This window comes from Helicobacter sp. 23-1048 (assembly GCF_053654545.1).
In genome coordinates this window covers 795,109-814,630 of record NZ_JBSIUT010000001.1, presented here as the reverse complement: position 1 = coordinate 814,630, position 19,522 = coordinate 795,109, and the positions used below count along the sequence as shown (strand labels likewise).

Here is a 19,522-nt window from a genome sequence, read left to right as displayed (position 1 = left end):
ACATTAAAGTAAAGGAATACGATGGGATTTTCTAGGAATGTTTTTTTAAATGTCCTTAAAAAATTAGACAAGCCACTCTCTGCGCAATCTAGTAAAAAATCTCATCTCCTATACCTCAGCATAGCTGTGTGCCTCAGCACGAGCAATGCGCTAGAATTTGGGACAATGGGCAATATGTCCGCTGGTATGGGCGGAGCAGGTGTCGCACTAAAGAATTCATCATTTGGACTTTATTATAACCCTGCTTTGCTCGCCGCTACACCAAAGATTCGATTGGGTTACTCCGCTGGAGTAAATATCCGTGAGAGAAATATCGCTAGGCTGGGGAGCATTGATTTAAGCAATATGCAAGATACAGCTACAAGACTAGGAGAAACCTTTAAAGGTGGTGGCGATACAAGTGGCGTGATGAAAACGGTGAGTAGCGCGTTAGATTCTGTGCTTGCTTCGCAAGGCTCCACTGGACAAAGCACACAAGACAAGCTCACAGCCTACATTAACAGTAAGGGTGGGAGCAAAGATTACAGTGATTTAATTAGTGCTATTAAAAACGAAGTAAATAAATCAAACGATTTTACCCAAGTGCAAAAAGATTTGCTTAATAGCGTTATGGGGAGCGTGGATTTTGATAGCTTGGGAGTTGGTGGAAGTGGTAGCAACGCCAAACCATTTAACATCACCATAAGCAAGGGCTCAGATAAGGGGCTTGATAAGTCGATGAGTGATATTGCCGCGGTAAAGAGCTCTCTACAAGATAATCATATCAATCTTAACGCACAAGGCGGTGTTGTATTCCAGCTTGGCTCTGCTCCAATCAATGAGGAGCTTGGCACACTTGCAGCAGGATACTTTGGCTCTATGTATTCAAGCATTTCGTTGCGAGCAAATCCAAATAGACTTGGACTTATTTTGGAATCTGGCGGGCAGTATTATGAGCTTCAAATTTCTGATTCAGGCTATACTTACAAACTCTCTGATAAAAATACCTACGATTCTAGCTCACTTATTGGCTCTCTTGGGAGCACTATAAGCGATGCGGAAGCACATAAAATCACTATTTCTTCACTTGTTTTAACAGAGATTCCCATTGGGTATGCAAGGACATTTTACACTCCGTGGGGGAATCTTAGCCTTGGTGCAAGTTATAAAATTATGAGTGCCCTAAGCAAACAAAAAGAAATTGCCATTAGAAATAATACTGACATAGGCGCGGAAATGAAAAATATCGCTCAAGACTTTAAGAATCTTAGGGCGGATAATGCCTTTGGCACAGATATAGGCGCGCTTTATGAGATTGATTTACCAACATTTCGCTATCTTACCATTGGTTTGGTGGCAAAAAATGTCAATTCTCCCACCTTTCAATCCACGCTGGGTGGCATCACCATTAAACCACAGGTGCGCGCAGGTGTGGCGTATTATAGACAAGATGGGTTTAATGTAGCCTTTGATGCCGACCTTACACAAAATGACATTATCGCCTTTACCACTAAGACACAAAAATCTCAAATGATAGGTGGTGGCGTGGGAATCGTAACGCACAAGGTTGATGCACGGTTTGGTATGATGGTGGATATTGCGCAAGATAATGGACTTATCCTCACAGGTGGAGTAAATCTCTTAGGCATACTCGATGTGGCATTGCAGACAAGCACAAGATTCTCACAAATACAAGGCTATCCTATCCCGCAGTATTTTAGTGTGAGAATTGGTGGCGAAATCACTTGGTAATAGCGCAATGGTATATTAAGGAATAAAATGCGTGGGTTAATTAGCGCAAGCATTTTGTGTGCGTTTGGCTGGATTTATATGGGACTTGGATTTATTAGCTTTCCTTTAAGCATATTTGTTTTGTTGCGCTCTAGGGCAAGGGAAAATAACGCAACAATCGCATTTTGGATTGTTTTTTTGCTTGATACCATAGGATTTATCCTCTCTGTATATCTTATAAGCGATAAAATTGCTCAAAGAGCTTTAATGTAAAATTTAAAAGAAAATTTCTCTACTTCACATTGCTTTCACAAAATTTTCCTATAATTTTGCGCTAAGACAACCTTTGTGTTGTCTAATATTTTTTAAGGAGTGCGTAATGAGAGCATTTATGTATGTAGGATTTGTAAGTATGGCGTTTGCTGGTTTTGTAATGGCAGCTGATTTTAGCAAAGCGAGCAACAAAGAGCTTATCGACATCGCTGGGAGCATACCGCCAAGTGATGTGCCAAGCTATCACGCTGAAGTTAAAAACCGCACACAAGAAATGACGGTCAAAGAAGCTCGCGAGCTTAAAGAAAAAATCAAAAACCAAGAACAAAAAGTTTTTGATAAAATGAAAGTAAAGGACTTTAAAGCTCGAAAAGAGGCTGTGAGTAAGGCTTTTGATGAGTTCTGCAAAGACCCAAAAAATGAATGCGGACCATCACACGATTCTAAATCGCAAAAAGATGCTAAGGGTGCTAAAACAACAGGCAAAAAGTAGTGCTTACACACAATATGGATTAAACAACACTTAAAACAAGGAATCTAATGTCAGCAAAAGTCCTCCTCTTAGAAGATGATTTTGTTTTAAGTGAAATTTTGTGTGAGTTTTTGCAAGAGGAGGGCTTTGAAGTTTCGCATTGCACAGAGGCTTCTAGCGCACTTGCTCTTGTGTATGAAAACAAATTTGACATTTGGCTTTTAGATGTCAAAGTGCCTTTGGGAGAATATATCACCCCCAAAGATTCCCAAAATGCTGCTATACTCGCTGGATTTGAGTTGCTAAAACTTCTACGCGAAGCAAATCAAACAACGCCTTGTATTTTTATCACCTCCCTCTCAAGTATGCAGGATTTACAAACAGGCTATGATGCTGGTTGTGATGACTTTTTAAAAAAACCTTTTGAGCTTGTAGAGCTAAAATTGCGAATCCAAACTCTACTTAAGCGTTCGTTTTCTCATCGCAATGCGGACTTTGAGGACTTTGGTAATGGTGTGAAATTTAATGTGCTGACAAAAACCCTCTATAAAGATGACAATGTGCTTTGTATCACCCATAAAGAAAGCAAATTGCTTGCTCTATTACTGCAAAACCCTAACACTTATGTGAGTTTAGAGCGCATTTTTGATGAACTATGGGATTTAGGGCAAGAGCCAAGCGAGCTTAGCGTGCGTGCGTATATCAAAAATATCCGCAAAGTCATCGGCAAAGATAAAATCCTTAATCAGCATAATAAAGGCTATTGCTATGTCCCATAACTCCACACGCAAGAGCATTATACAAATCTTATCGCTCTATCTTGGCACGAGCATTATTTTGCTGTGTTGGTTGTTTTACTTTTTTTACAAAAAAGAAGTGCGAAATATTTTCCTTACACAAGTCGCAAGTCTGCGTGAAGAGACCTTAGAAATCAATGATATTTTACACAAATACAAATACGACATAGATGAGGCATTGCCCGAAATCCTACAAAACAAAGAGCATAATATTGGGATTTTTAAAAGAGATGGAACAATGCTCTTTTCAAATCTTTTAAAAAATCCTAGTGATGATGAATTTGCAAAAGGCGTGTATGAAGTGGAGGATAAAGTCATTATCGACCCAGAATTCCTCCCCTCTCCACACAAGAGCAAAAAACGCTCAAAATTTAGAATCTTTATCCAAGATAGCAAAGTAGATTCTCTTATATTTGCGAGCAAAGTTCGCCTCGCCCTTATTTTTGTGCTTGTGCTGGGGATAATGAGCATTGTTGCATTTGTGCTTGTGCGGTTATTTTTAAAGCCCCTCAACGAACATATACAACGACTTGATGACTTCATAAAGGACGCTACACACGAGACAAATACGCCTATTAGCATTGTGCTAATGAGCATTGAAACCCTCAAGACACACAATCTAAGTGAGGAGGAGCGCAAAAAAATTGGACGCATTAAACTTGCGTGCTTGCAATTAGGACACATTTATCGAGAATTGGTAGCTTATAACTTCCCCCATAGTATGCAAGACAAAACATCTAACTTGGATTTACAATCCCTTTTAGAAGAGCGATTGGACTTTTTTGCTCCATTTTTCACACAAAAAAAGCTCTCCATAAGTTTAGATTCTAAGCCTGCGCGTATTATGGCAAGTAGAGAAAAAATCGTAACACTTTTTGATAATTTGCTTAGCAATGCTATCAAATACAACAAAAAAGGCGGAAGTATTGCCCTTAGGCTTGATAAAGGAATATTTGAAATTAGCGATGAGGGCTTTGGGATACAATCAAAAGATTTGCCAAAAATTTTTGAGCGATATAGTCGCTTTAATCCTAGCTCTGGTGGTTTTGGGATTGGACTAAGTTTGGTCAAACGCATTTGTGATGAATACAACATAAAAATACAAGTAGTGAGTGAGCCAAACAAAGGCGCGACTTTTAAGCTTTCTTGGGAATCTTAGGGGATATATGAATTTGGAGTTACGCAAGAGCGCAGATGGAAGCTTTAGCGCGTATAACAAAGACTTCTCTCAATGCTACCATAGCCTTAAATGCGGGGCATTAAGTGAGAGTTTGTATAAGCACATTTTGCCGACTTTTTTACTCTACGCACATAAAGAGACAGATACAAAACTTCATATTGATTTGCAATCCTGTGATTCAAAAGACTTTCACCAATTTTTCACAAAATATTTATCTCATATTTCATACAATCAAACCAAAAAAGAGTTAGCAATCCTTGATATTTGTTTTGGATTGGGATATAACACTTTTAGCACTTTGTATTTTTACGCACTTTTTGGACTGCCTTGTCGCCTCATAATCTACTCTCCAGAGATTGATGAGAAAATGCTTAACAACCTTACACACTTCCCATATCCTAAGGAATTTGAGAATCTTGCGCTCCCAGAGATTCTGTATAATTTGCTTACCAAACAACAATATAGCACACCGCAACTTCACATTGAGCTTTTTATCGGCAATGCACAAGATTACCTCAAAATGCTTGCCAAGCAAAGTATTGACATTATTTACCACGATGCCTTCAGTCCAAAGGAGAATCCAAGTCTATGGAGCACAGAATTTTTTGGTGATTTATCACTCCTTTTAAAGCAAGATGGAATCTTAAGCACCTACTCACAAAGTCGTGTCATTCGGCACAGGGCACTATCTCAAGGATTTTTAGTATATGATTGCAAGGCAAAGTTACGCGATATTCGCGCTGGAAGTTTAATGAGCAAGCAAGACATAAGCCATAACGCGCTTTTATCACAATTTTATCATCTAAAGCCTTGTATTATCTAAGCCAAAATGTTGCATACGCCTTAAAATGAGAGCTTTAGCCCAAAGTGCAAGGCATTTTGGTGTGGATAATACAGCTTGTTCCCTCCGTGCGTGTTAAGTAAATTAAATAACACCATAAAATGCTCACTAACACCAAGCTCACAAAGCACATTAAGCTCATTTACTCTATCAAATGTTGCGTTTTGCGTGGCGTTTTGAGTAAATCGAGTTGTGCCATACACAAAGGCAAGTGAGATTCTATGTAGAGTGAAGTTAATCTTACCAAAACCAAGACTTGCCTCATCACCGAGCAAAAACGCTCTCCCTCCCCACATAAAAAACGGACTGACATTATTCCCAATGATATTAAGGCTACCAACGCCATTTGCACCACTTTGGATAAAGCCACCGCTAAGCTCCAAGCCATTTGCGCTTGATTCAAAAATATCCTTAACCCCCAAATACGCACGCGCATCAACAACAAAGCTATCCCTACTATTGCCCTTAAGGCTATGACTCCCCTCTAATGTTGAACTCACGCTAAGACTTCCACCCACATAAGCACTTGAATGCGTGTATTTTGTGTTAAGTTTCACGCCAAATGCGTTAAAAATGCTTGGTGCGCCATTATAAAAGCCCTCCAATGAAAGAATCTCATCAAAAAATGAATGTTTTAATCTCACTCCAAACAACCCAAGCACATTGTGTGGATTGACATTGCTCATTGCTGTCATTTTGTTATACTGCACATAGCCATTATTTTTCGCCCAAAAGACTTCTATAAGAGTGTCTGGTAGGGATTTGTTGCTAATATAAACCCCATCAACAAGCCTATCCGCCCATTGTGCTTTGGCAAAGATTCTCCCCGCTTGCACGGTTGTCTTACCATTTGAATATTCTACATAACTTTGTCCAAGCATCGTGCGATAGCTCGCATAAAAATCCATCGAACCATCACCCTTACTTCCATTTCTGCTCGGAGAGTTTATATCATCGCCCCACAGAGAATCTGTGTGGAGTTGATAAAACATCGAACTTGCGCGAAAACTTATCATAAAACGGACATTTTTATAAAACTCCGAACGATATGCCAATCCTATACTGCCAGCACCATAACCTGCATTTGCATTTGGTATGCCTTGCTGTGAGATAGTATCAGTGGTATGCACACCATAAAAAACAACATCACCATTAGAGATTCCATTTGAAAGCGCATCATCAATATTTTCATAGCTAAACGCCAGCTCCACGCCCGCAAATGATATACTCATAATAATCGCGCCAATCCATCGCACTCTTTGCATTTACATTCCTTGTTTTTGCTTATGTGTAAGTTTAGCATAATGCGAATAATTAGGAATAAAAATCCCTCTAATCTTGCTTTTTAGATTCTATAAATTTCTCATAACATTGCTTAGAACAAAAAAACTCTTTATTTTGTCTAACACCCTCATTTATCGCGCAAAATGTCCCGCACACTCCACATTCACACATCTCTTCGCTTTGTATTTGTTTATGTTTTGATGAGCTTTTGGTGTGATTGTGTTTATCATCTTGTCCCTTTAGTAGCGGACGCACAATCATAAACCACACAAATGCAAGAAGCGCAATAAGCAAAGCAATTTTAACCATACAAACTCCTATCCTTTTTTATAAAAATAGATTCTCTCATCTCGTATGAAGCATTCCTCCACGCTCAAATGCTCTATCTCTTGCTTAAACTTCGAGCCCTTGTAAAGCAAAAAATGTCCATTAAAACTTAAAAACTTACGCCCATAGTGCATAATTTCCTCTACACTTATGCTCGCGCGCGAAGTGATTAAATCAATATTATTAACCTGCGTAATAGGAATATCTTGCAAACGCACATCAAAAACCTGCGTATTTTGCAACCCCAAAGTAGCAACAATATGCTGCAAAAAACCAAACCGCTTCGCTCTAGGCTCGCTAAGGAAAAATGCACTGTGTGTTTTCACAATAGCAAGCGCAATAGCTGGGAATCCACCACCAGAGCCAACATCAAGGCAACTTTTAAACTCATCAACAAAGCGCAATGGATAAAGCGAATCAATAATGTTTCGTGCTACACTCTCAAATGTGCTTGCCCCACTTAGATTATGTGTCTTATTCCAATGTAAAAGTTCCTTAGCATAAATCTCAAGCGCACCAATGGCAGAAGAATCTATACGCACGCCCAAATCTTTAAAATACAAATCTAATCCCTTTAGAGAATCTACAAACATCATATTATCACCATTCCATCGCCATAGGAATAAAATTTATAGCCTTTTTGCTTTGCGCATTCATAGATTCTTAGGCATTCTTCTCTCCCCACAAATCCACTTATCATCATTAAAAGCGTGCTTTTAGGCAGGTGGAAATTAGTTAAAATGCCATTCACACGCATTGGTGGATTCTTAGGGTGTAAGAAAATATCACACTCCCCATCGCTTTTTTTCGTGCGATAAAAATACTCCACTACACGCGCCGAAGTGCTCCCAATGCAAAAAATCTTTTTGGCATTATCGCGCACAATCTCTTGTGCTAAAGGCGAAATGCTAAAAGATTCTGTATGTATTGCAAAATCTCTAATATCCTCACAATTCACACTTCCAAATGTCCCTGCACCAATATGCAATGTAAGATAAGCAATTTCATAATGCTTTTTAAGTTTCTCAAAGTCTTTATCCTCAAAGTGTAGGCTCGCTGTGGGAGCAGCGACCGCACCAATATGCCTAGCAAACACACTTTGATAATCCCTAATATCGCTAAGAGTATCTGCTCGCTTGATATATGGCGGAAGTGGGATATGCCCGATAGATTCAAATAAATCAAGCACTTGGTTTGTGCGAAGTGAAGTTTTCATATCGTTATCACGCCAAAAGCTTACCAAACGCATTCCATTCTCTAAAAGGCTCTCCACGCGAGCCACCGCGCTATAATGTGTCAAATCTTGTGTGCTAGATTCTACAAAAAGACACGCGCCTTGCTTTAATTTCCCACGAATTTGGACTAAAAATGTAGGGGTTTGTGTATCGCTAAGACTGCCAAAAGGCTTATGAAAAAAAATCTCCAACTTTTTGCCCTGCAATGTGGAATCTTTATATGCGTAGATTCTTGCTTTTATCACCTTTGTATCATTGCAAATGAGCGTATAATCATTTGGCACAATATCACAAAAATCCCTAAAAAATGCGTGTGTAATACTTTTATCTAAACGATTATATACAAGGAGTTTGCCATTTTCACGCGGACTTGTCGGCTTAGAAGCTATAAGATGACTTGGCAGCTCATAGTCATAGCTACGCACATAAAAATCACTTACATCTAAGGCATTCACTTACACACCTTTGTTGTTTTTAGAATCTTGTGTGCTTGACTCACCTTCTTGCTCCTCTTCATCACCTTTGGGTGCTGGATTTGTGAATTTTAAAATCACAATAGACAACCCATAAAGCCCAATAAGCGGAATCGCCATAAAAATCTGCGAAAGCACATCAGGTGGAGTGATTATCGCGGCAATGACAAAAATAATCACCACAGCATACTTAAAAAAGTTTTTCAAACTCTCATCAGTGATAAGCCCCACTTTGCCTAAAAAATAACTCAACACAGGGAGTTCAAATGCAATGCCAAAGCCAATAATAAGTCGAGTAAAAAACATCACATAATTATCCGCACTAATGCTCCCCTCAAACTTCCCATTTCCAAAAAGCAAGACATTCTCCACCACAACAGGTAGCACTACATAATACGCAAACGCCACACCACAAAAAAACATCGTGCTTGCAAATGCCACAAAAGGCAGGACTATTTTTTTTTCGTGCTTGTATAATCCCGGGGCGACAAAAAGCCAAAACTGCCAAAATATCACAGGCATAGCAATCACCAATGAGCCAAAAAACGCCACTTTTAACGCGACAAACACCCCCTCAAGCACGGTAAGGGTTGCTAAATGCGCTCTTATGCTTTCATTTTTGAGTGCGCTTTGTATGGGGAAAGCCACCCAATCAAAAATCACCTCCCAAAATCCAAAACACACGCAAAACGCTACGCCAATAGTAAGTGTGGATATAACCAATCGCTTGCGCAAGTCTTCTAAATGTGGCTTTAAATCTTCAAACATATTTTACCTCTATGTGTTCTTTGGCTTTTTTGTCGCCCTAGATTGTGTTTGTTTAGAATCTTTTTTGGCGACTTTAGAGTCTTTTTTTTTGGCTTTTGTGCGTGATGTGGAATCTTTAGGTTGAGAAACTTTGTCCTTAAGCCTTTTGGTGCTAGCTGTCGCTTGAGTGTTGGTATTATCGTGCTCTGCACGCTCGTTATTAAAGGCTTCAATATCTGCATCAAGGAGCTCGCTTTGAAAATTAAGATTTTCTAAAGCAAGGCTTTCTTTGCTTTTTTGTGGGGATTTCTCCTCGCCTTTTTGGGCAGAGCCATTCTCTTGCTTGCTAGATTCTAAGCTAAAATCACTGAAATCTAACTCTTTGGTAAGAGAATCTGTGCCCTTTTTAATATCATCAATATCCTTTAGCACGCTATTTTTATAATCAAGGGCTTGCTTTTTAAACTCCTCCATTCGCACTTCTTTATCAAAGGTTTCTTTGGCATCGTTGATGGTTTTTTTGACCGCTCTAAAAAACTTAGTAATATCTAAAATCGCTTGTGGTAGCTTGTCAGGTCCTAAGAAAATCACCGCTACAACGAGGATTACTAAAATTTCAAAAATACCTATGCCAAACATTTAACCTCTTAAAAAATAAAAATTTTAGATTCTTAACAAATTACAAAAACATAACGCTATTTTATACTAAAATCACCAAATATTTCAAGGAATAAGAAATGCTTTTTTTACGCAATTTTCAACGATTTTACGCAAAATTACTCAGCGATATTTAGGAGATGTGATGATTGATACAAAATTATTACTCAATGATTTTCAAACAACTTCTAGGCAACTCGCCATTAAAAAAGTGCCAAAAACCACTCTCCAAGAGCTCTATACCATTGCGACTGATTACAAAAAATGCAAACAAAACTTAGAAGAACTTCAAGCCTTTCAAAACAAATCCTCCAAACTCTTTGGGCAATATAAGGCACAAAATAAAGACATAAACGAACTAAAACAACAGCTTGATTCTAACAAAACTCTCATAGCAGATAATGAAAACAAACTAAGAGAAATAGAATCTCACTTGCATAATTTACTTTATGCTATCCCAAATCTCCCCGATGACCTAACCCCAAATGGCGAAGATGAAAGCGACAATGTGGAGATAAAAAAAGTGCTAGAGCCAAAAACTTTTGACTTCACGCCAAAAGAACATTGGGAGCTTGCAGAGCAAAATGGCTGGATAGACTTTGAAGCAGGAGTGAAACTTGCTAAAAGTCGCTTCAGTGTGCTCAGGGGAATGGGGGCAAAACTTAATCGCGCGCTTATTAACTTTATGTTGGATTCTAATGAACGCGCTGGGTTTGAGCAAGTCTGCACGCCCGCACTTGTGAATCCTCATACTTTGTTTGGGACAGGACAACTTCCAAAATTTGAAGAGGATATGTTTAAAATACAAACCCAAATTGAAGAGTTAGATAGCGCAAATAAAAGTGCCTATGAGCTCTACCTCATCTCTACTTCAGAAATCACGCTTACAAATTTATACGCTGATTGCATTATCCCACAAGAGAATCTCCCCATATTGCTCACAGCACATACACCTTGCTTTCGCAAAGAAGCTGGCAGTGCAGGACGCGATACTCGTGGGATTATGCGTCAGCACCAATTCGACAAAGTCGAGCTTGTGGCTATCACACACCCCGAGCAAAGTTATGCTATCCAGCAAAAAATGCTTCAAACAGCAAGCACAATCTTACAAGAGTTGGAGCTACCTCATCGTTTGGTTCAGCTTTGCGGTGGGGATTTAGGCTTTAGCGCGAGCAACACGGTGGATATTGAAGTGTGGTGTGCTGGGCAAAATCGTTATAGAGAAGTGAGCTCTGTATCCAATACGCGAGATTTTCAAGCAAGGCGAGCAAAAATCCGCTTTAAAGATGGGAAAAAAAATGTCTTGGCACATACACTTAATGGCTCATCACTAGCAGTTGGGCGCACGCTTATAGCGATAATGGAATATTATCAAAAAAGCGATGGAAGCATTGAGATTCCAAAAGTGTTGCAAAAATATTTATAATGAGGGTATAAATGGCAGAAGAACAAGAAGTGAATTTAAACTCTACAAGTAGCGAAGAGGGCGAAGCCACACAAACACAAGCACCACAAGGCTTTATTCAATCGCTCATAAACGCGATGAAAAAAGACAAAATGATTCTTGTTGCACTCATTCTTGGGGCGTTAAGTCTTGTGATGTTTATCTTGGTTTTTGTTGTGTTTTTTCTCACATATTTTGGTGAAAAACCCGCTGAGGATTTGGAATCTTTAGAGTTACACAAACCACCTGTGGTAATCGAGCCAGCACCACCTGTATATCAGCTCTCCAAAAAAGGCGGCGTTGATGATACTGAGCTTGGTGATATGATTAAAAAAGCAAATTTATTCTATGAGCAAGGCGATAAAGCAGAAGCCCTCAATCTTTTTGAGCATATTTCTATTTTTTCACAATCTCTTGCGAGCTATAACTTAGGAGTTATCAAACTAAAAGAAGAACAATATGATAAGGCTATTGCTTCGTTTGATAATGCTATCAATGCGGGAGAAGATGTCGCAGTTAGCGCACTTAATGCTGCGTATGCCGCACACAAACTCAATCGCTTGGACTTAATGGATTATTATTTAGGCATTAGCTATTCACATCTCCACCAAATAAGCCACCAGCCACTTTATTCCTATCTGTATAGCCTTATTGATATTTACAGAGGATTTTATTTTGAAGGATTCTCTTCATTGCTTAATCCAAACTCACAAAGCTATGATGAGCAAAACAACAAACTTGCTTCACGGCTTTTTGTGATGTTTGATGATGATTTTAATGCCTTGCAAAGCCTTAAAAAATCCTATGATAAACGCGATAATTTCGCTATTGCACTTTTGCACTCAAGGCTTGGGGAATACAGACAAGCGAGGCAATATTTATACGCATACTTAGGTTCATATCCCGATGATTTTAATGCGCTAATGGCACTCCAACTTGTAGAAATTAAACTTGGAAACTTTAAAGAAAGCGCAAGTGTGATAACTCGCGTAGCACAAAAAAACGAAAGCGCACTAAACACCTACCCTATCCGCATTAAACTAAAAGAATCGCTTTTTGATATAAATGTCGCACAGGAAAACTTCTGGAATCGTCGCTTTGAGCACGAAAATATTTTAAGTTACAAGATTTTGTATTATTACGCGCCAATGCGGATTTTTGACGCAAAAGGCGCGCTTGAAAATATCCAAGATTCCTCTCTAAGTGCTAAAATAAGGAATGTCCAAATAGCTAAAAGTGCGTTAAGCGAGGGTGGAAGCCTATCAAAGGTAAATCAACAAATCATCTTTGCTTTAAGAGAGTTTGGAGGCAACAACTTGCGTAAAGCAAGAGAAATAATGCGCGAAGCTCTGGCAATGTATCCAAACCATTCTATCTTGCATTACAACATTGCGCTTATATACGCACAAATGGGAGATTATGACAATGCCTATCAACATTTTTTGCGTGCTTATCACCTTGATAGCAACGATGTACTTTCGGGGCTTTTAGCTGTGATAGCAGGCAGACTTACTTATCGTAACACTGATAGGATAGTTAATTCCATTAGTGCGGATTTTGAAGACATTGCGTTTGAAAGCCCCGTATATAAGGAGTTTTTATTATGCCTCCTGCGCTATTTAAACAATGTCCCTATTGAAAGTTTTGATTTTATCGAGCAAAGCAAACAACAAAACCCTATGTTTTACGCATTACAAAGTGTCTATGCGCTAATGCAAGATAACCAAGAGCTCGCAAGAGAATCTTTTGGCAAATTAAAAGAGATTTTTCCTAATGACGCAGTTTCAAATATTATGGTTGAGCTCACCAGATTCTATAAACAAGACTTAAAGGAAGTCGCTTTAGAACTCAATGAAATTTATAAGAAAAATGCCATTGATATGAATAGTGTGTATTTTGGTCCAAATCTAGCCCGAGAACTTTATATTTACACCGCATTTGTAACAGGTGCGCTCCAAACCATAGAGCCAGAAATTGAAGCAAAGTTTTTAAGCCAAGAGAGCGATGCTTCAGGGATTTTGCAAGTTTTAGGCTTGCTTAATATCTACACACACGAATATGAAAAAGCCCTCGTGTATTACAATACGCTTATTGATGAATATAAAGAAGATGATTCTGCGACCAAGTTTTTAGGGGCTGTCGCGGCACTTGGCGCAGGCAGACACGAAAACGCCATCGCGCTTTTGCAAATTGCCAAAATAGAATCTGATTCTAACTTAGAATCCAGATTTGCGCTAGGCTTGCTCTACCAAGAAGCCAAAAACTTTAAAGCCGCAAGCGACCATTATAATAAAATTTCTACACACAATTTTGTCTCTGAATATTTTGACTTTGAAATCGACTCAAGTGAAATGTTAAACGCCTATCAGCAACAATCCAACTAAGAATCTGCCAAAATCTCTCGCGCGCTCTTAATGTCTTTGCCAATTTGGGCTTTTAATTCACTAAGTGTGCTAAAGTGTTCATTGTCGCGTATTTTTTGGACGAAAAACACACTTAAATGTGGGGGCAAAAACTCAATCACATTATCTAAAATATGCGTTTCGACGCTAAAATGTCTATCTGTGCTTAGTCGATTCCCCACAAAACTCACGCTTTTGTATCTTTTGCCATTCAATTCGCTAAAAGTCGCATACACGCCATTTTGGGGCAAAAAATATTGCCCGCTATCCATATTGATAGTCGCATAAAGTTCCTTGTTACCAAGATTCTGTCCTCTAATACTTTTACCAAAAATCCCATAAGTGCGACCAAGCAACGCATTTGCCATTTTCATATTACCTAATGCGATAAATTCTTTGATAAGGCTAGAATGCACGCCCATATCATTCACACAAAATTCCTTAAAAATTGTAATCTTTATATGTGGGAGCAAAAAGCATAAATCACTCGCCCCAAACTCCCTGCCTTTACCAAATCTAAAGTCATATCCTATTATAATAGAGCACAAATGCGAAAAATTCTCGCATAAAAATTCTGCAAATTCCTTGCCACTTAAGTTTTTTATAGATTCTAAAGCGAGATAAAAAAATGGAATGGTTGTATATTGTTCCTTAGAATCTGCTGGTGTTAGAGCTTTTGGCTCATTTGTTTGTATGCACAAAATCGCACCTTTATCGCAAAGATTCTCCAAAAGATGCAAATGTGCTAGGTGCATACCATCAAACTTGCCAATAGCAAGCGAAACCACATCATTTGGGTGGATTTTTGCGTGTGGCGAGGATAAAAATTTCGACATTGCCTTCCTTTCCTAAAATATGACTTGTGGTAAATAAAAGATTGTGCGTAGGACAGAGAATCTCGCTAAATGAGCGAAGTGAGCGCGCAATAGAATCTTTATCACTAATCACACCTTTTTTGTTGCGTTTCACCGCCCTACCGACTTCAAATTGTGGTTTAAAAAGCAAAATAAGCGTGTGCGCATTAAAGCAACTAAGCGTATCAACAAGAGAAGTAAGCGAGATAAAACTCACATCACACACAATTACATCAAAGGCTGATTTCTGGTGTGGATTCTCAATGAAATCTCGCGCAAAAATGCGTATATCACAATTTCCAAAATAACTTATACGAGAATCTGTGCGCAATTTATCACTGAGCTTATCCCCCACATCGACACAAGTGATGTGTTTCGCCCCGCACGCCAAAAGCACTTCGCTAAATCCACCCGTGCCTACACCCACATCAAGTGCATTGCTACCCATACATTCATCTATTTGTAATGAGCGCAACGCGTGGATAATATCTGTGGCATTAAGCAATGTCTCATTGGTCTTTGTCGCCATAAAATCCCTAATAAATGCCTCTAAATCCTGCAATACACCATTTTTATAATCAAGCAAGAATCCAGCGAGCTTATACCCTGCACGAGAGACGAAATACGGCTCTGTGCGCAAAAGCGTAATATCAAAAACTCTATCTTGGAAAAAAAGTTCGCTCCCCTCTCTTGTAATCTCAATAGCTGGTCTATCACATAGTCTCCCGTCATAGAGCACTTCTCCGCGTAAAATTGCTTCCTTTGCCTTATTGCGACTTGAAAACACATTTAAATCACGCAATGCGCTATCTAATCTCATAGAGCTTACTCCGTAAGGTAGGATACCCAAAATTAAAGTGCATTGCACCCTCCCCCTCAATGCTAACCTCTACATTCATATCTTCGCGATGTTTTTTGCTTATTTGCGCGAATTCCACGACAAAAAGTTTGTTATAAGTGTTTTTACTTTGCAAAACATCGGTATATTGAGAATCTTTAAGTTGCGTGATAAAAAGTGATTGCTCGCTTAAGGTATCACTGCGTAAAGTTATAGTGAGTTCTTTTTGGATATTTGGATTAGGAAATTTTTCATATAACTCCAACAAAAATACCTCACGCTTTTGCTCGATATTATCCACTTCGTTAAGATAGCTCACAATCGCCATAAAACGCGTTTGTCCGTCTTTTATAATTTGAGATTTGCGAGAGAATTGGACTTTGCGCTCAAGTCTTTTTTGCGTTCCTTCGTCATCATTTTTTGCTGATGGGATTAAGGAGAGGTGTCGCACATCACCACACGCACTAAAGATAACTAAACATATCGCGCTTAAGGCAATGTGGCGGATTAAAACCACTTGCATATCTTTATCTGTTTGTATTAAAGTAGGCGTTTTTACGCCAAAGATTCTCATTTTTCAAACCACGACTTTATTTTATTAAAGGCTTGCTCCAACGCACTTAAATGCGGGGTGCTTTCTTTACCAAAACTTTGGTGTAATTGTGTAACCAACTCTTTTTGCTGTGTGTTGAGCTTTTTAGGATAAGTGATTTTGATTTGTGCCACAAACTTCCCATAACGAGAAGAATTAAGGAACTTCACCCCCTCATTATCAAAGACAAATTGCTGTCCATCTTTTGCATTTGTGGGTATGTGGAGCTCAAGCTCACCACGCAACGCTGGAATCTTAATGCTCTCACCCAAAAGCACCGAAGTAAAAAACACAGGCACTTCAATATAGACATTTTCGCCATCACGGATAAAGTTTTCATCATCTTCCACGCTAATGCTTAAAAACAAATCACCACGATTCCCACGAGAATCTGCATTGCCTCGTCCGCTCAATCGGAGCTTATTACCAGAATCAATGCCCTCTGGGATATTTACTTCAAAACTCTCTTGCTTTTTATCAAAGCCCCTACCTTTGCACTCTTGGCAATTTTCTAGCTTTTGTTTCCCTGCGCCATTGCACGCCCTACAAGTTTGGGCGAAAGTCATAAAGCCCTGCCTTGAATAAGTCTTGCCCCTGCCTTGACATAGACTACAAGTTTGTAATTTACCATCTTTTGCGCCCGTGCCATTGCATTTCTCGCAAGGCACATTATAAGTGCTTTGCACGCTTTTTTTGCACCCAAAGATAGCTTCTTTAAAGCTCAAATGGATTTCTTGTAAAGAATCAAGCTGTTGTGCGCCCTGTGCGCTCCCAAACCCCTCGCCAAAGAAATTTTCAAAAATACTTCCAAAGCCTTCAAAAATATCGCTAAACCCACCACTAAAGCCCCCAGCACCACCTGAAAGCCCCTCTTTTCCGTATCTATCATAAATCGCGCGCTTTTTATCATCGCTTAGCACTTCGTAGGCTTCGTTAATGAATTTAAATCGCTCCTCTGCTTCCTTATCGTTAGGATTCCTATCGGGGTGAAATTTTAACGCAAGTTTTCTATACGATTTTTTAATGCTTTCTTTATCGCTACTACGCGTAACTTCAAGCACTTCATAATAATCTAAAGATTCCATAGAACTACTCCTAGTTGCATTGATATAAAAATGTGATTTTTAAGAGAAAATTGCTTTTAAACGCAAGATTGTAGCAAAATAAAATTAAAATACTAACCTAAAAAGTGAGCCAAAGCATCGGAGGAAAAATGAATACATACAAAATGGGGCTTAAAACGCTTTTTTCACTCATAGAATCTTTAGAGCAAATCCCCGCCATTGGTAAAAAAAGCGCGCAAAAAATCGCACTCAATCTCTGTGTGGAAAATAAGCTCCTAAGCCTAAAACTCGCGCACTACATAGAAGAGGCAGCGCGAAGTGTCCGAATATGTCAAAACTGCTTAGGATTAAGCGAGGGCGAGTTGTGTGAGATTTGCCTTGATGAATCGCGTGCAAATGGCGAGCTGTGCATCGTAGCCCACCATAAAGACATCTTTACTTTAGAGTCAATGGGTGAATTTGGTGGGCGATATTTTGTGCTAGATTCTAAAGCAAGCGTGCAAGATATTGATTTTTCACTCCTTTTAAGGCGCATTGAACGCGAGAGTGTGCAAGAAGTGATTTTCGCACTCTCACCAACCCTCGCTAACGAAGCAATAATGCTCTTTATTGAGGATAAACTCGCAAAGGAAAATCTCACATTTAGCAAAATAGCGCAAGGTGTGCCAACGGGGATTGGACTAGATTCTATCGACCAGCTTTCACTCTCAAGGGCGTTAAGCGCGAGAGTGAAAATTTAACACAAAACCTAACTATCCTGCCACACCTACTTAAGTTTAATTTTCATATAACCTTGTAGGATTTATTCTAAAGATTTGATTATTTTAAGAATCTTTACATAAATTTTGTGTTACAATGTGGTTGTTCTTGTCTTAAGCGATTAAGCAAGTAACAAAATCACAACAAGGAGTAAGGAATGAAAAAGGTGCTTGTATTTGTAGCAACTGGTTTAGTAAGCGCAAGCTTGGCAGCAGAGCCTGCAGAGTGGAAAAAGTGTGTAGCGTGCCACGGTGCTGATGGCAAAAAGACATCATTTGGTAATGATGTAATTGCTGGAATGGCAAAAGACCAAATCGTCTCAGACCTAAAAGGGTATCGCGCAAAAACACTTGACAAACACGGCAAAGCGAAAGCGAATATGTTTGTTCAAGCTGCAAAGCTCAGTGATGAGCAAATTGAGGAGCTTGCGACTTACATTTCTGGTCTAGCTAAGTAACCTAAGGGCTTTTTAGTTGCTTAATGCTTTTGGCTTAGGCAACTAAAGCCTATTTAAATTTTATGAGAGAAAATGGCACAAATTACCCTTAACGCTCAGCATTTCAAACACAATCTTAACCTCATCACCAATCACATTAAACGCGTTTCACACGGGCACTCTCAAGTCGCTCTTGTGCTTAAAGATAACGCCTATGGACACGGCTTACTTGAAATGGCACAACTCGCCAAACAAAATGGGATTAAGAATGTGTTTGTCAAAAATCACGCCGAAGCAAAGCTCATCGCTCCATTTTTTGAATCTATCACTCTCCTTTATGGCGCACCACAAGGCACACTCGCGCCCAATATGGCAATAGCAATCAACAATAAAGCAATTATAGATTCCTTGCGCCCAAACGACAAAGTCGAACTCAAAGTCAATGCAAGAATGAATCGCAATGGTATCGCCATTGATGAAATCAAAGAGTATATTGAAATCATACAATCCAAAGGCTTGCACCTCTTTGGCGTGTTTGCTCACAATGGCTATGGCGATGATGGAGGAGAGGACTTCACACAATCACGCGAGACATTCACGCACATCAAAGAGCAAATAAAAAACATTTGTGTAAATAAAGGCTTGCAGATTCCACGATTTCATTTTTTAAGCACTTCTGGGGCATTACGAGCGGAAGCAATCGATGATGGGCTTGTGCGTATAGGCATTGGCGCGTATGGTTATTTAGAATCTAACCTCCCAATAGCCAAAGACTTGCGCCCTGTGGCAGCACTTTTCGCTGATAAAATCAATACAAAAACACTCCATAAAGGCGATAAAATCGGCTATGGTGGCAAGAGTGTGCTCCAAAAAGACACCACCATTAGCACTTATGACATTGGGTATGGCGATGGATTCCCTCGTATAGATGAGGGGCTACGCATTCATTGTGCGAGTGGCGAGCTGATTTTGCCCCGCACTTCGATGGATTGCTTTTCGTGTGAGAGTGAAAAAAGTCAAATTTGTGTTTTTAGCGATGTGCGTGAGATTGCTCGCGCGTTTAACACCATAACCTATGAAATCCTTACACATCTCTCTCCTGCAATCCCGCGCATAATAATCAATGAAGGATAATGT

Annotated in this window: 20 protein-coding genes and 1 pseudogene; 11 read left to right on the top strand and 10 right to left on the bottom strand. The window is 39.3% G+C overall.

Annotated features, from left to right (window positions below):
* Window positions 1-21 precede the first annotated feature (21 nt).
* From traF to ACWIWK_RS04050, 6 genes are all read left to right on the top strand, one after another.
* Window positions 22-1,731, top strand: a complete 1,710-nt coding sequence (gene traF, locus ACWIWK_RS04075; protein ID WP_454151080.1) for a conjugal transfer protein TraF — start codon at window positions 22-24, stop codon at window positions 1,729-1,731.
* Between the two features lie 27 nt (window positions 1,732-1,758).
* Window positions 1,759-1,983, top strand: coding sequence for a hypothetical protein (locus ACWIWK_RS04070; RefSeq protein ID WP_454151078.1), 225 nt, complete (start codon window positions 1,759-1,761; stop codon window positions 1,981-1,983).
* 106 nt (window positions 1,984-2,089) lie between these two features.
* Complete coding sequence (locus ACWIWK_RS04065) at window positions 2,090-2,476, top strand: DUF1104 domain-containing protein (RefSeq protein ID WP_454151076.1); 387 nt, start codon at window positions 2,090-2,092, stop codon at window positions 2,474-2,476.
* A 47-nt stretch (window positions 2,477-2,523) separates the two neighbouring features.
* Window positions 2,524-3,234 carry a response regulator transcription factor gene (locus tag ACWIWK_RS04060; RefSeq protein ID WP_454151074.1) on the top strand — a complete coding sequence of 237 codons (711 nt, stop codon included), beginning with the start codon at window positions 2,524-2,526 and terminating at the stop codon, window positions 3,232-3,234.
* Window positions 3,224-4,411 (top strand): sensor histidine kinase, encoded by a 1,188-nt coding sequence (locus ACWIWK_RS04055; protein WP_454151072.1) that lies wholly within the window; start codon window positions 3,224-3,226, stop codon window positions 4,409-4,411. Before ACWIWK_RS04060 ends, ACWIWK_RS04055 begins: the two co-directional genes overlap by 11 nt.
* 7 nt (window positions 4,412-4,418) lie before the next feature.
* A complete protein-coding gene (locus tag ACWIWK_RS04050) occupies window positions 4,419-5,255 on the top strand; it encodes an MnmC family methyltransferase (RefSeq protein WP_454151070.1) in 837 nt (278 codons plus the stop codon).
* Window positions 5,256-5,275: 20 nt separating this feature from the next.
* On the opposite strand, the gene ACWIWK_RS04045 is transcribed toward ACWIWK_RS04050, so the two are convergent.
* The 6 genes and pseudogenes from ACWIWK_RS04045 to tatB all read right to left on the bottom strand — a co-directional run.
* Window positions 5,276-6,538, bottom strand: coding sequence for an Opr family porin (locus ACWIWK_RS04045; RefSeq protein WP_454151068.1), 1,263 nt, complete (start codon window positions 6,536-6,538; stop codon window positions 5,276-5,278).
* A gap of 67 nt (window positions 6,539-6,605) precedes the next feature.
* A complete protein-coding gene (locus ACWIWK_RS04040) occupies window positions 6,606-6,866 on the bottom strand; it encodes a PP0621 family protein (RefSeq protein WP_454151066.1) in 261 nt (86 codons plus the stop codon).
* Between the two features lie 8 nt (window positions 6,867-6,874).
* Window positions 6,875-7,480 (bottom strand): 16S rRNA (guanine(527)-N(7))-methyltransferase RsmG, encoded by a 606-nt coding sequence (gene rsmG / locus ACWIWK_RS04035; RefSeq protein ID WP_454151064.1) that lies wholly within the window; start codon window positions 7,478-7,480, stop codon window positions 6,875-6,877.
* On the bottom strand, window positions 7,477-8,574 hold the full coding sequence (queA, locus tag ACWIWK_RS04030) for a tRNA preQ1(34) S-adenosylmethionine ribosyltransferase-isomerase QueA (protein ID WP_454151062.1): 1,098 nt from the start codon (window positions 8,572-8,574) through the stop codon (window positions 7,477-7,479). The genes rsmG and queA overlap by 4 nt, the downstream gene beginning before the upstream one ends.
* Window positions 8,575-9,360: a twin-arginine translocase subunit TatC gene (tatC, locus tag ACWIWK_RS04025; protein WP_454151060.1), complete on the bottom strand. Its 786-nt coding sequence runs from the start codon at window positions 9,358-9,360 to the stop codon at window positions 8,575-8,577.
* 425 nt (window positions 9,361-9,785) lie between these two features.
* Window positions 9,786-9,978, bottom strand: a pseudogene (tatB, locus tag ACWIWK_RS04020) (Sec-independent protein translocase protein TatB); the annotation flags it as partial.
* 163 nt (window positions 9,979-10,141) lie between these two features.
* On the opposite strand from tatB, the gene serS reads away from it, so the two are divergent.
* Window positions 10,142-11,422, top strand: coding sequence for a serine--tRNA ligase (gene serS, locus ACWIWK_RS04015; RefSeq protein WP_454151058.1), 1,281 nt, complete (start codon window positions 10,142-10,144; stop codon window positions 11,420-11,422).
* Between the two features lie 11 nt (window positions 11,423-11,433).
* A complete protein-coding gene (locus ACWIWK_RS04010; RefSeq protein ID WP_454151056.1) occupies window positions 11,434-13,824 on the top strand; it encodes a tetratricopeptide repeat protein in 2,391 nt (796 codons plus the stop codon).
* Here ACWIWK_RS04010 and ACWIWK_RS04005 read toward each other — a convergent pair.
* Genes ACWIWK_RS04005 through dnaJ form a run of 4 tightly spaced genes read right to left on the bottom strand, consistent with a single transcriptional unit; the run spans window position 13,821 to window position 17,211 of the window.
* Window positions 13,821-14,678 carry a bifunctional riboflavin kinase/FAD synthetase gene (locus tag ACWIWK_RS04005; RefSeq protein ID WP_454151054.1) on the bottom strand — a complete coding sequence of 286 codons (858 nt, stop codon included), beginning with the start codon at window positions 14,676-14,678 and terminating at the stop codon, window positions 13,821-13,823. The genes ACWIWK_RS04010 and ACWIWK_RS04005 overlap by 4 nt on opposite strands.
* Window positions 14,632-15,516, bottom strand: coding sequence for an SAM-dependent methyltransferase (locus tag ACWIWK_RS04000; protein WP_454151052.1), 885 nt, complete (start codon window positions 15,514-15,516; stop codon window positions 14,632-14,634). Before ACWIWK_RS04000 ends, ACWIWK_RS04005 begins: the two co-directional genes overlap by 47 nt.
* Entirely contained in the window at window positions 15,503-16,108 is a 606-nt protein-coding gene (locus ACWIWK_RS03995; protein WP_454151050.1) for a hypothetical protein, read from the bottom strand. The genes ACWIWK_RS04000 and ACWIWK_RS03995 overlap by 14 nt, the downstream gene beginning before the upstream one ends.
* On the bottom strand, window positions 16,105-17,211 hold the full coding sequence (gene dnaJ, locus ACWIWK_RS03990; protein WP_454151048.1) for a molecular chaperone DnaJ: 1,107 nt from the start codon (window positions 17,209-17,211) through the stop codon (window positions 16,105-16,107). Before dnaJ ends, ACWIWK_RS03995 begins: the two co-directional genes overlap by 4 nt.
* Window positions 17,212-17,339: 128 nt before the next feature.
* Between dnaJ and recR the strand changes: the two genes are divergently transcribed.
* The 3 genes from recR (at window position 17,340) to ACWIWK_RS03975 (ending at window position 19,519) form a co-directional block, all read left to right on the top strand.
* Complete coding sequence (recR, locus tag ACWIWK_RS03985; protein ID WP_454151046.1) at window positions 17,340-17,930, top strand: recombination mediator RecR; 591 nt, start codon at window positions 17,340-17,342, stop codon at window positions 17,928-17,930.
* Between the two features lie 176 nt (window positions 17,931-18,106).
* Window positions 18,107-18,406, top strand: coding sequence for a c-type cytochrome (locus tag ACWIWK_RS03980; protein WP_454151044.1), 300 nt, complete (start codon window positions 18,107-18,109; stop codon window positions 18,404-18,406).
* Window positions 18,407-18,478: 72 nt separating this feature from the next.
* Window positions 18,479-19,519 (top strand): alanine racemase, encoded by a 1,041-nt coding sequence (locus ACWIWK_RS03975; RefSeq protein WP_454151042.1) that lies wholly within the window; start codon window positions 18,479-18,481, stop codon window positions 19,517-19,519.
* The last annotated feature ends 3 nt before the right edge of the window (window positions 19,520-19,522 follow it).

What these genes read in the sequence shown, in the direction of transcription:
- ACWIWK_RS03995 (WP_454151050.1), bottom strand. Translation starts at nt 16,108, where the DNA reads ATGAGAATCTTTGGCGTAAAAACGCCTACTTTAATACAAACAGATAAA.
- ACWIWK_RS03975 (WP_454151042.1), top strand. Translation starts at nt 18,479, where the DNA reads ATGGCACAAATTACCCTTAACGCTCAGCATTTCAAACACAATCTTAAC.
- ACWIWK_RS04010 (WP_454151056.1), top strand. Translation starts at nt 11,434, where the DNA reads ATGGCAGAAGAACAAGAAGTGAATTTAAACTCTACAAGTAGCGAAGAG.
- serS (WP_454151058.1), top strand. Translation starts at nt 10,142, where the DNA reads ATGATTGATACAAAATTATTACTCAATGATTTTCAAACAACTTCTAGG.
- ACWIWK_RS03980 (WP_454151044.1), top strand. Translation starts at nt 18,107, where the DNA reads ATGAAAAAGGTGCTTGTATTTGTAGCAACTGGTTTAGTAAGCGCAAGC.
- recR (WP_454151046.1), top strand. Translation starts at nt 17,340, where the DNA reads ATGAATACATACAAAATGGGGCTTAAAACGCTTTTTTCACTCATAGAA.
- ACWIWK_RS04005 (WP_454151054.1), bottom strand. Translation starts at nt 14,678, where the DNA reads ATGTCGAAATTTTTATCCTCGCCACACGCAAAAATCCACCCAAATGAT.
- tatC (WP_454151060.1), bottom strand. Translation starts at nt 9,360, where the DNA reads ATGTTTGAAGATTTAAAGCCACATTTAGAAGACTTGCGCAAGCGATTG.
- ACWIWK_RS04050 (WP_454151070.1), top strand. Translation starts at nt 4,419, where the DNA reads ATGAATTTGGAGTTACGCAAGAGCGCAGATGGAAGCTTTAGCGCGTAT.
- traF (WP_454151080.1), top strand. Translation starts at nt 22, where the DNA reads ATGGGATTTTCTAGGAATGTTTTTTTAAATGTCCTTAAAAAATTAGAC.
- ACWIWK_RS04070 (WP_454151078.1), top strand. Translation starts at nt 1,759, where the DNA reads ATGCGTGGGTTAATTAGCGCAAGCATTTTGTGTGCGTTTGGCTGGATT.
- ACWIWK_RS04045 (WP_454151068.1), bottom strand. Translation starts at nt 6,538, where the DNA reads ATGCAAAGAGTGCGATGGATTGGCGCGATTATTATGAGTATATCATTT.
- dnaJ (WP_454151048.1), bottom strand. Translation starts at nt 17,211, where the DNA reads ATGGAATCTTTAGATTATTATGAAGTGCTTGAAGTTACGCGTAGTAGC.
- rsmG (WP_454151064.1), bottom strand. Translation starts at nt 7,480, where the DNA reads ATGATGTTTGTAGATTCTCTAAAGGGATTAGATTTGTATTTTAAAGAT.
- ACWIWK_RS04040 (WP_454151066.1), bottom strand. Translation starts at nt 6,866, where the DNA reads ATGGTTAAAATTGCTTTGCTTATTGCGCTTCTTGCATTTGTGTGGTTT.
- ACWIWK_RS04060 (WP_454151074.1), top strand. Translation starts at nt 2,524, where the DNA reads ATGTCAGCAAAAGTCCTCCTCTTAGAAGATGATTTTGTTTTAAGTGAA.
- ACWIWK_RS04000 (WP_454151052.1), bottom strand. Translation starts at nt 15,516, where the DNA reads ATGAGATTAGATAGCGCATTGCGTGATTTAAATGTGTTTTCAAGTCGC.
- ACWIWK_RS04065 (WP_454151076.1), top strand. Translation starts at nt 2,090, where the DNA reads ATGAGAGCATTTATGTATGTAGGATTTGTAAGTATGGCGTTTGCTGGT.
- ACWIWK_RS04055 (WP_454151072.1), top strand. Translation starts at nt 3,224, where the DNA reads ATGTCCCATAACTCCACACGCAAGAGCATTATACAAATCTTATCGCTC.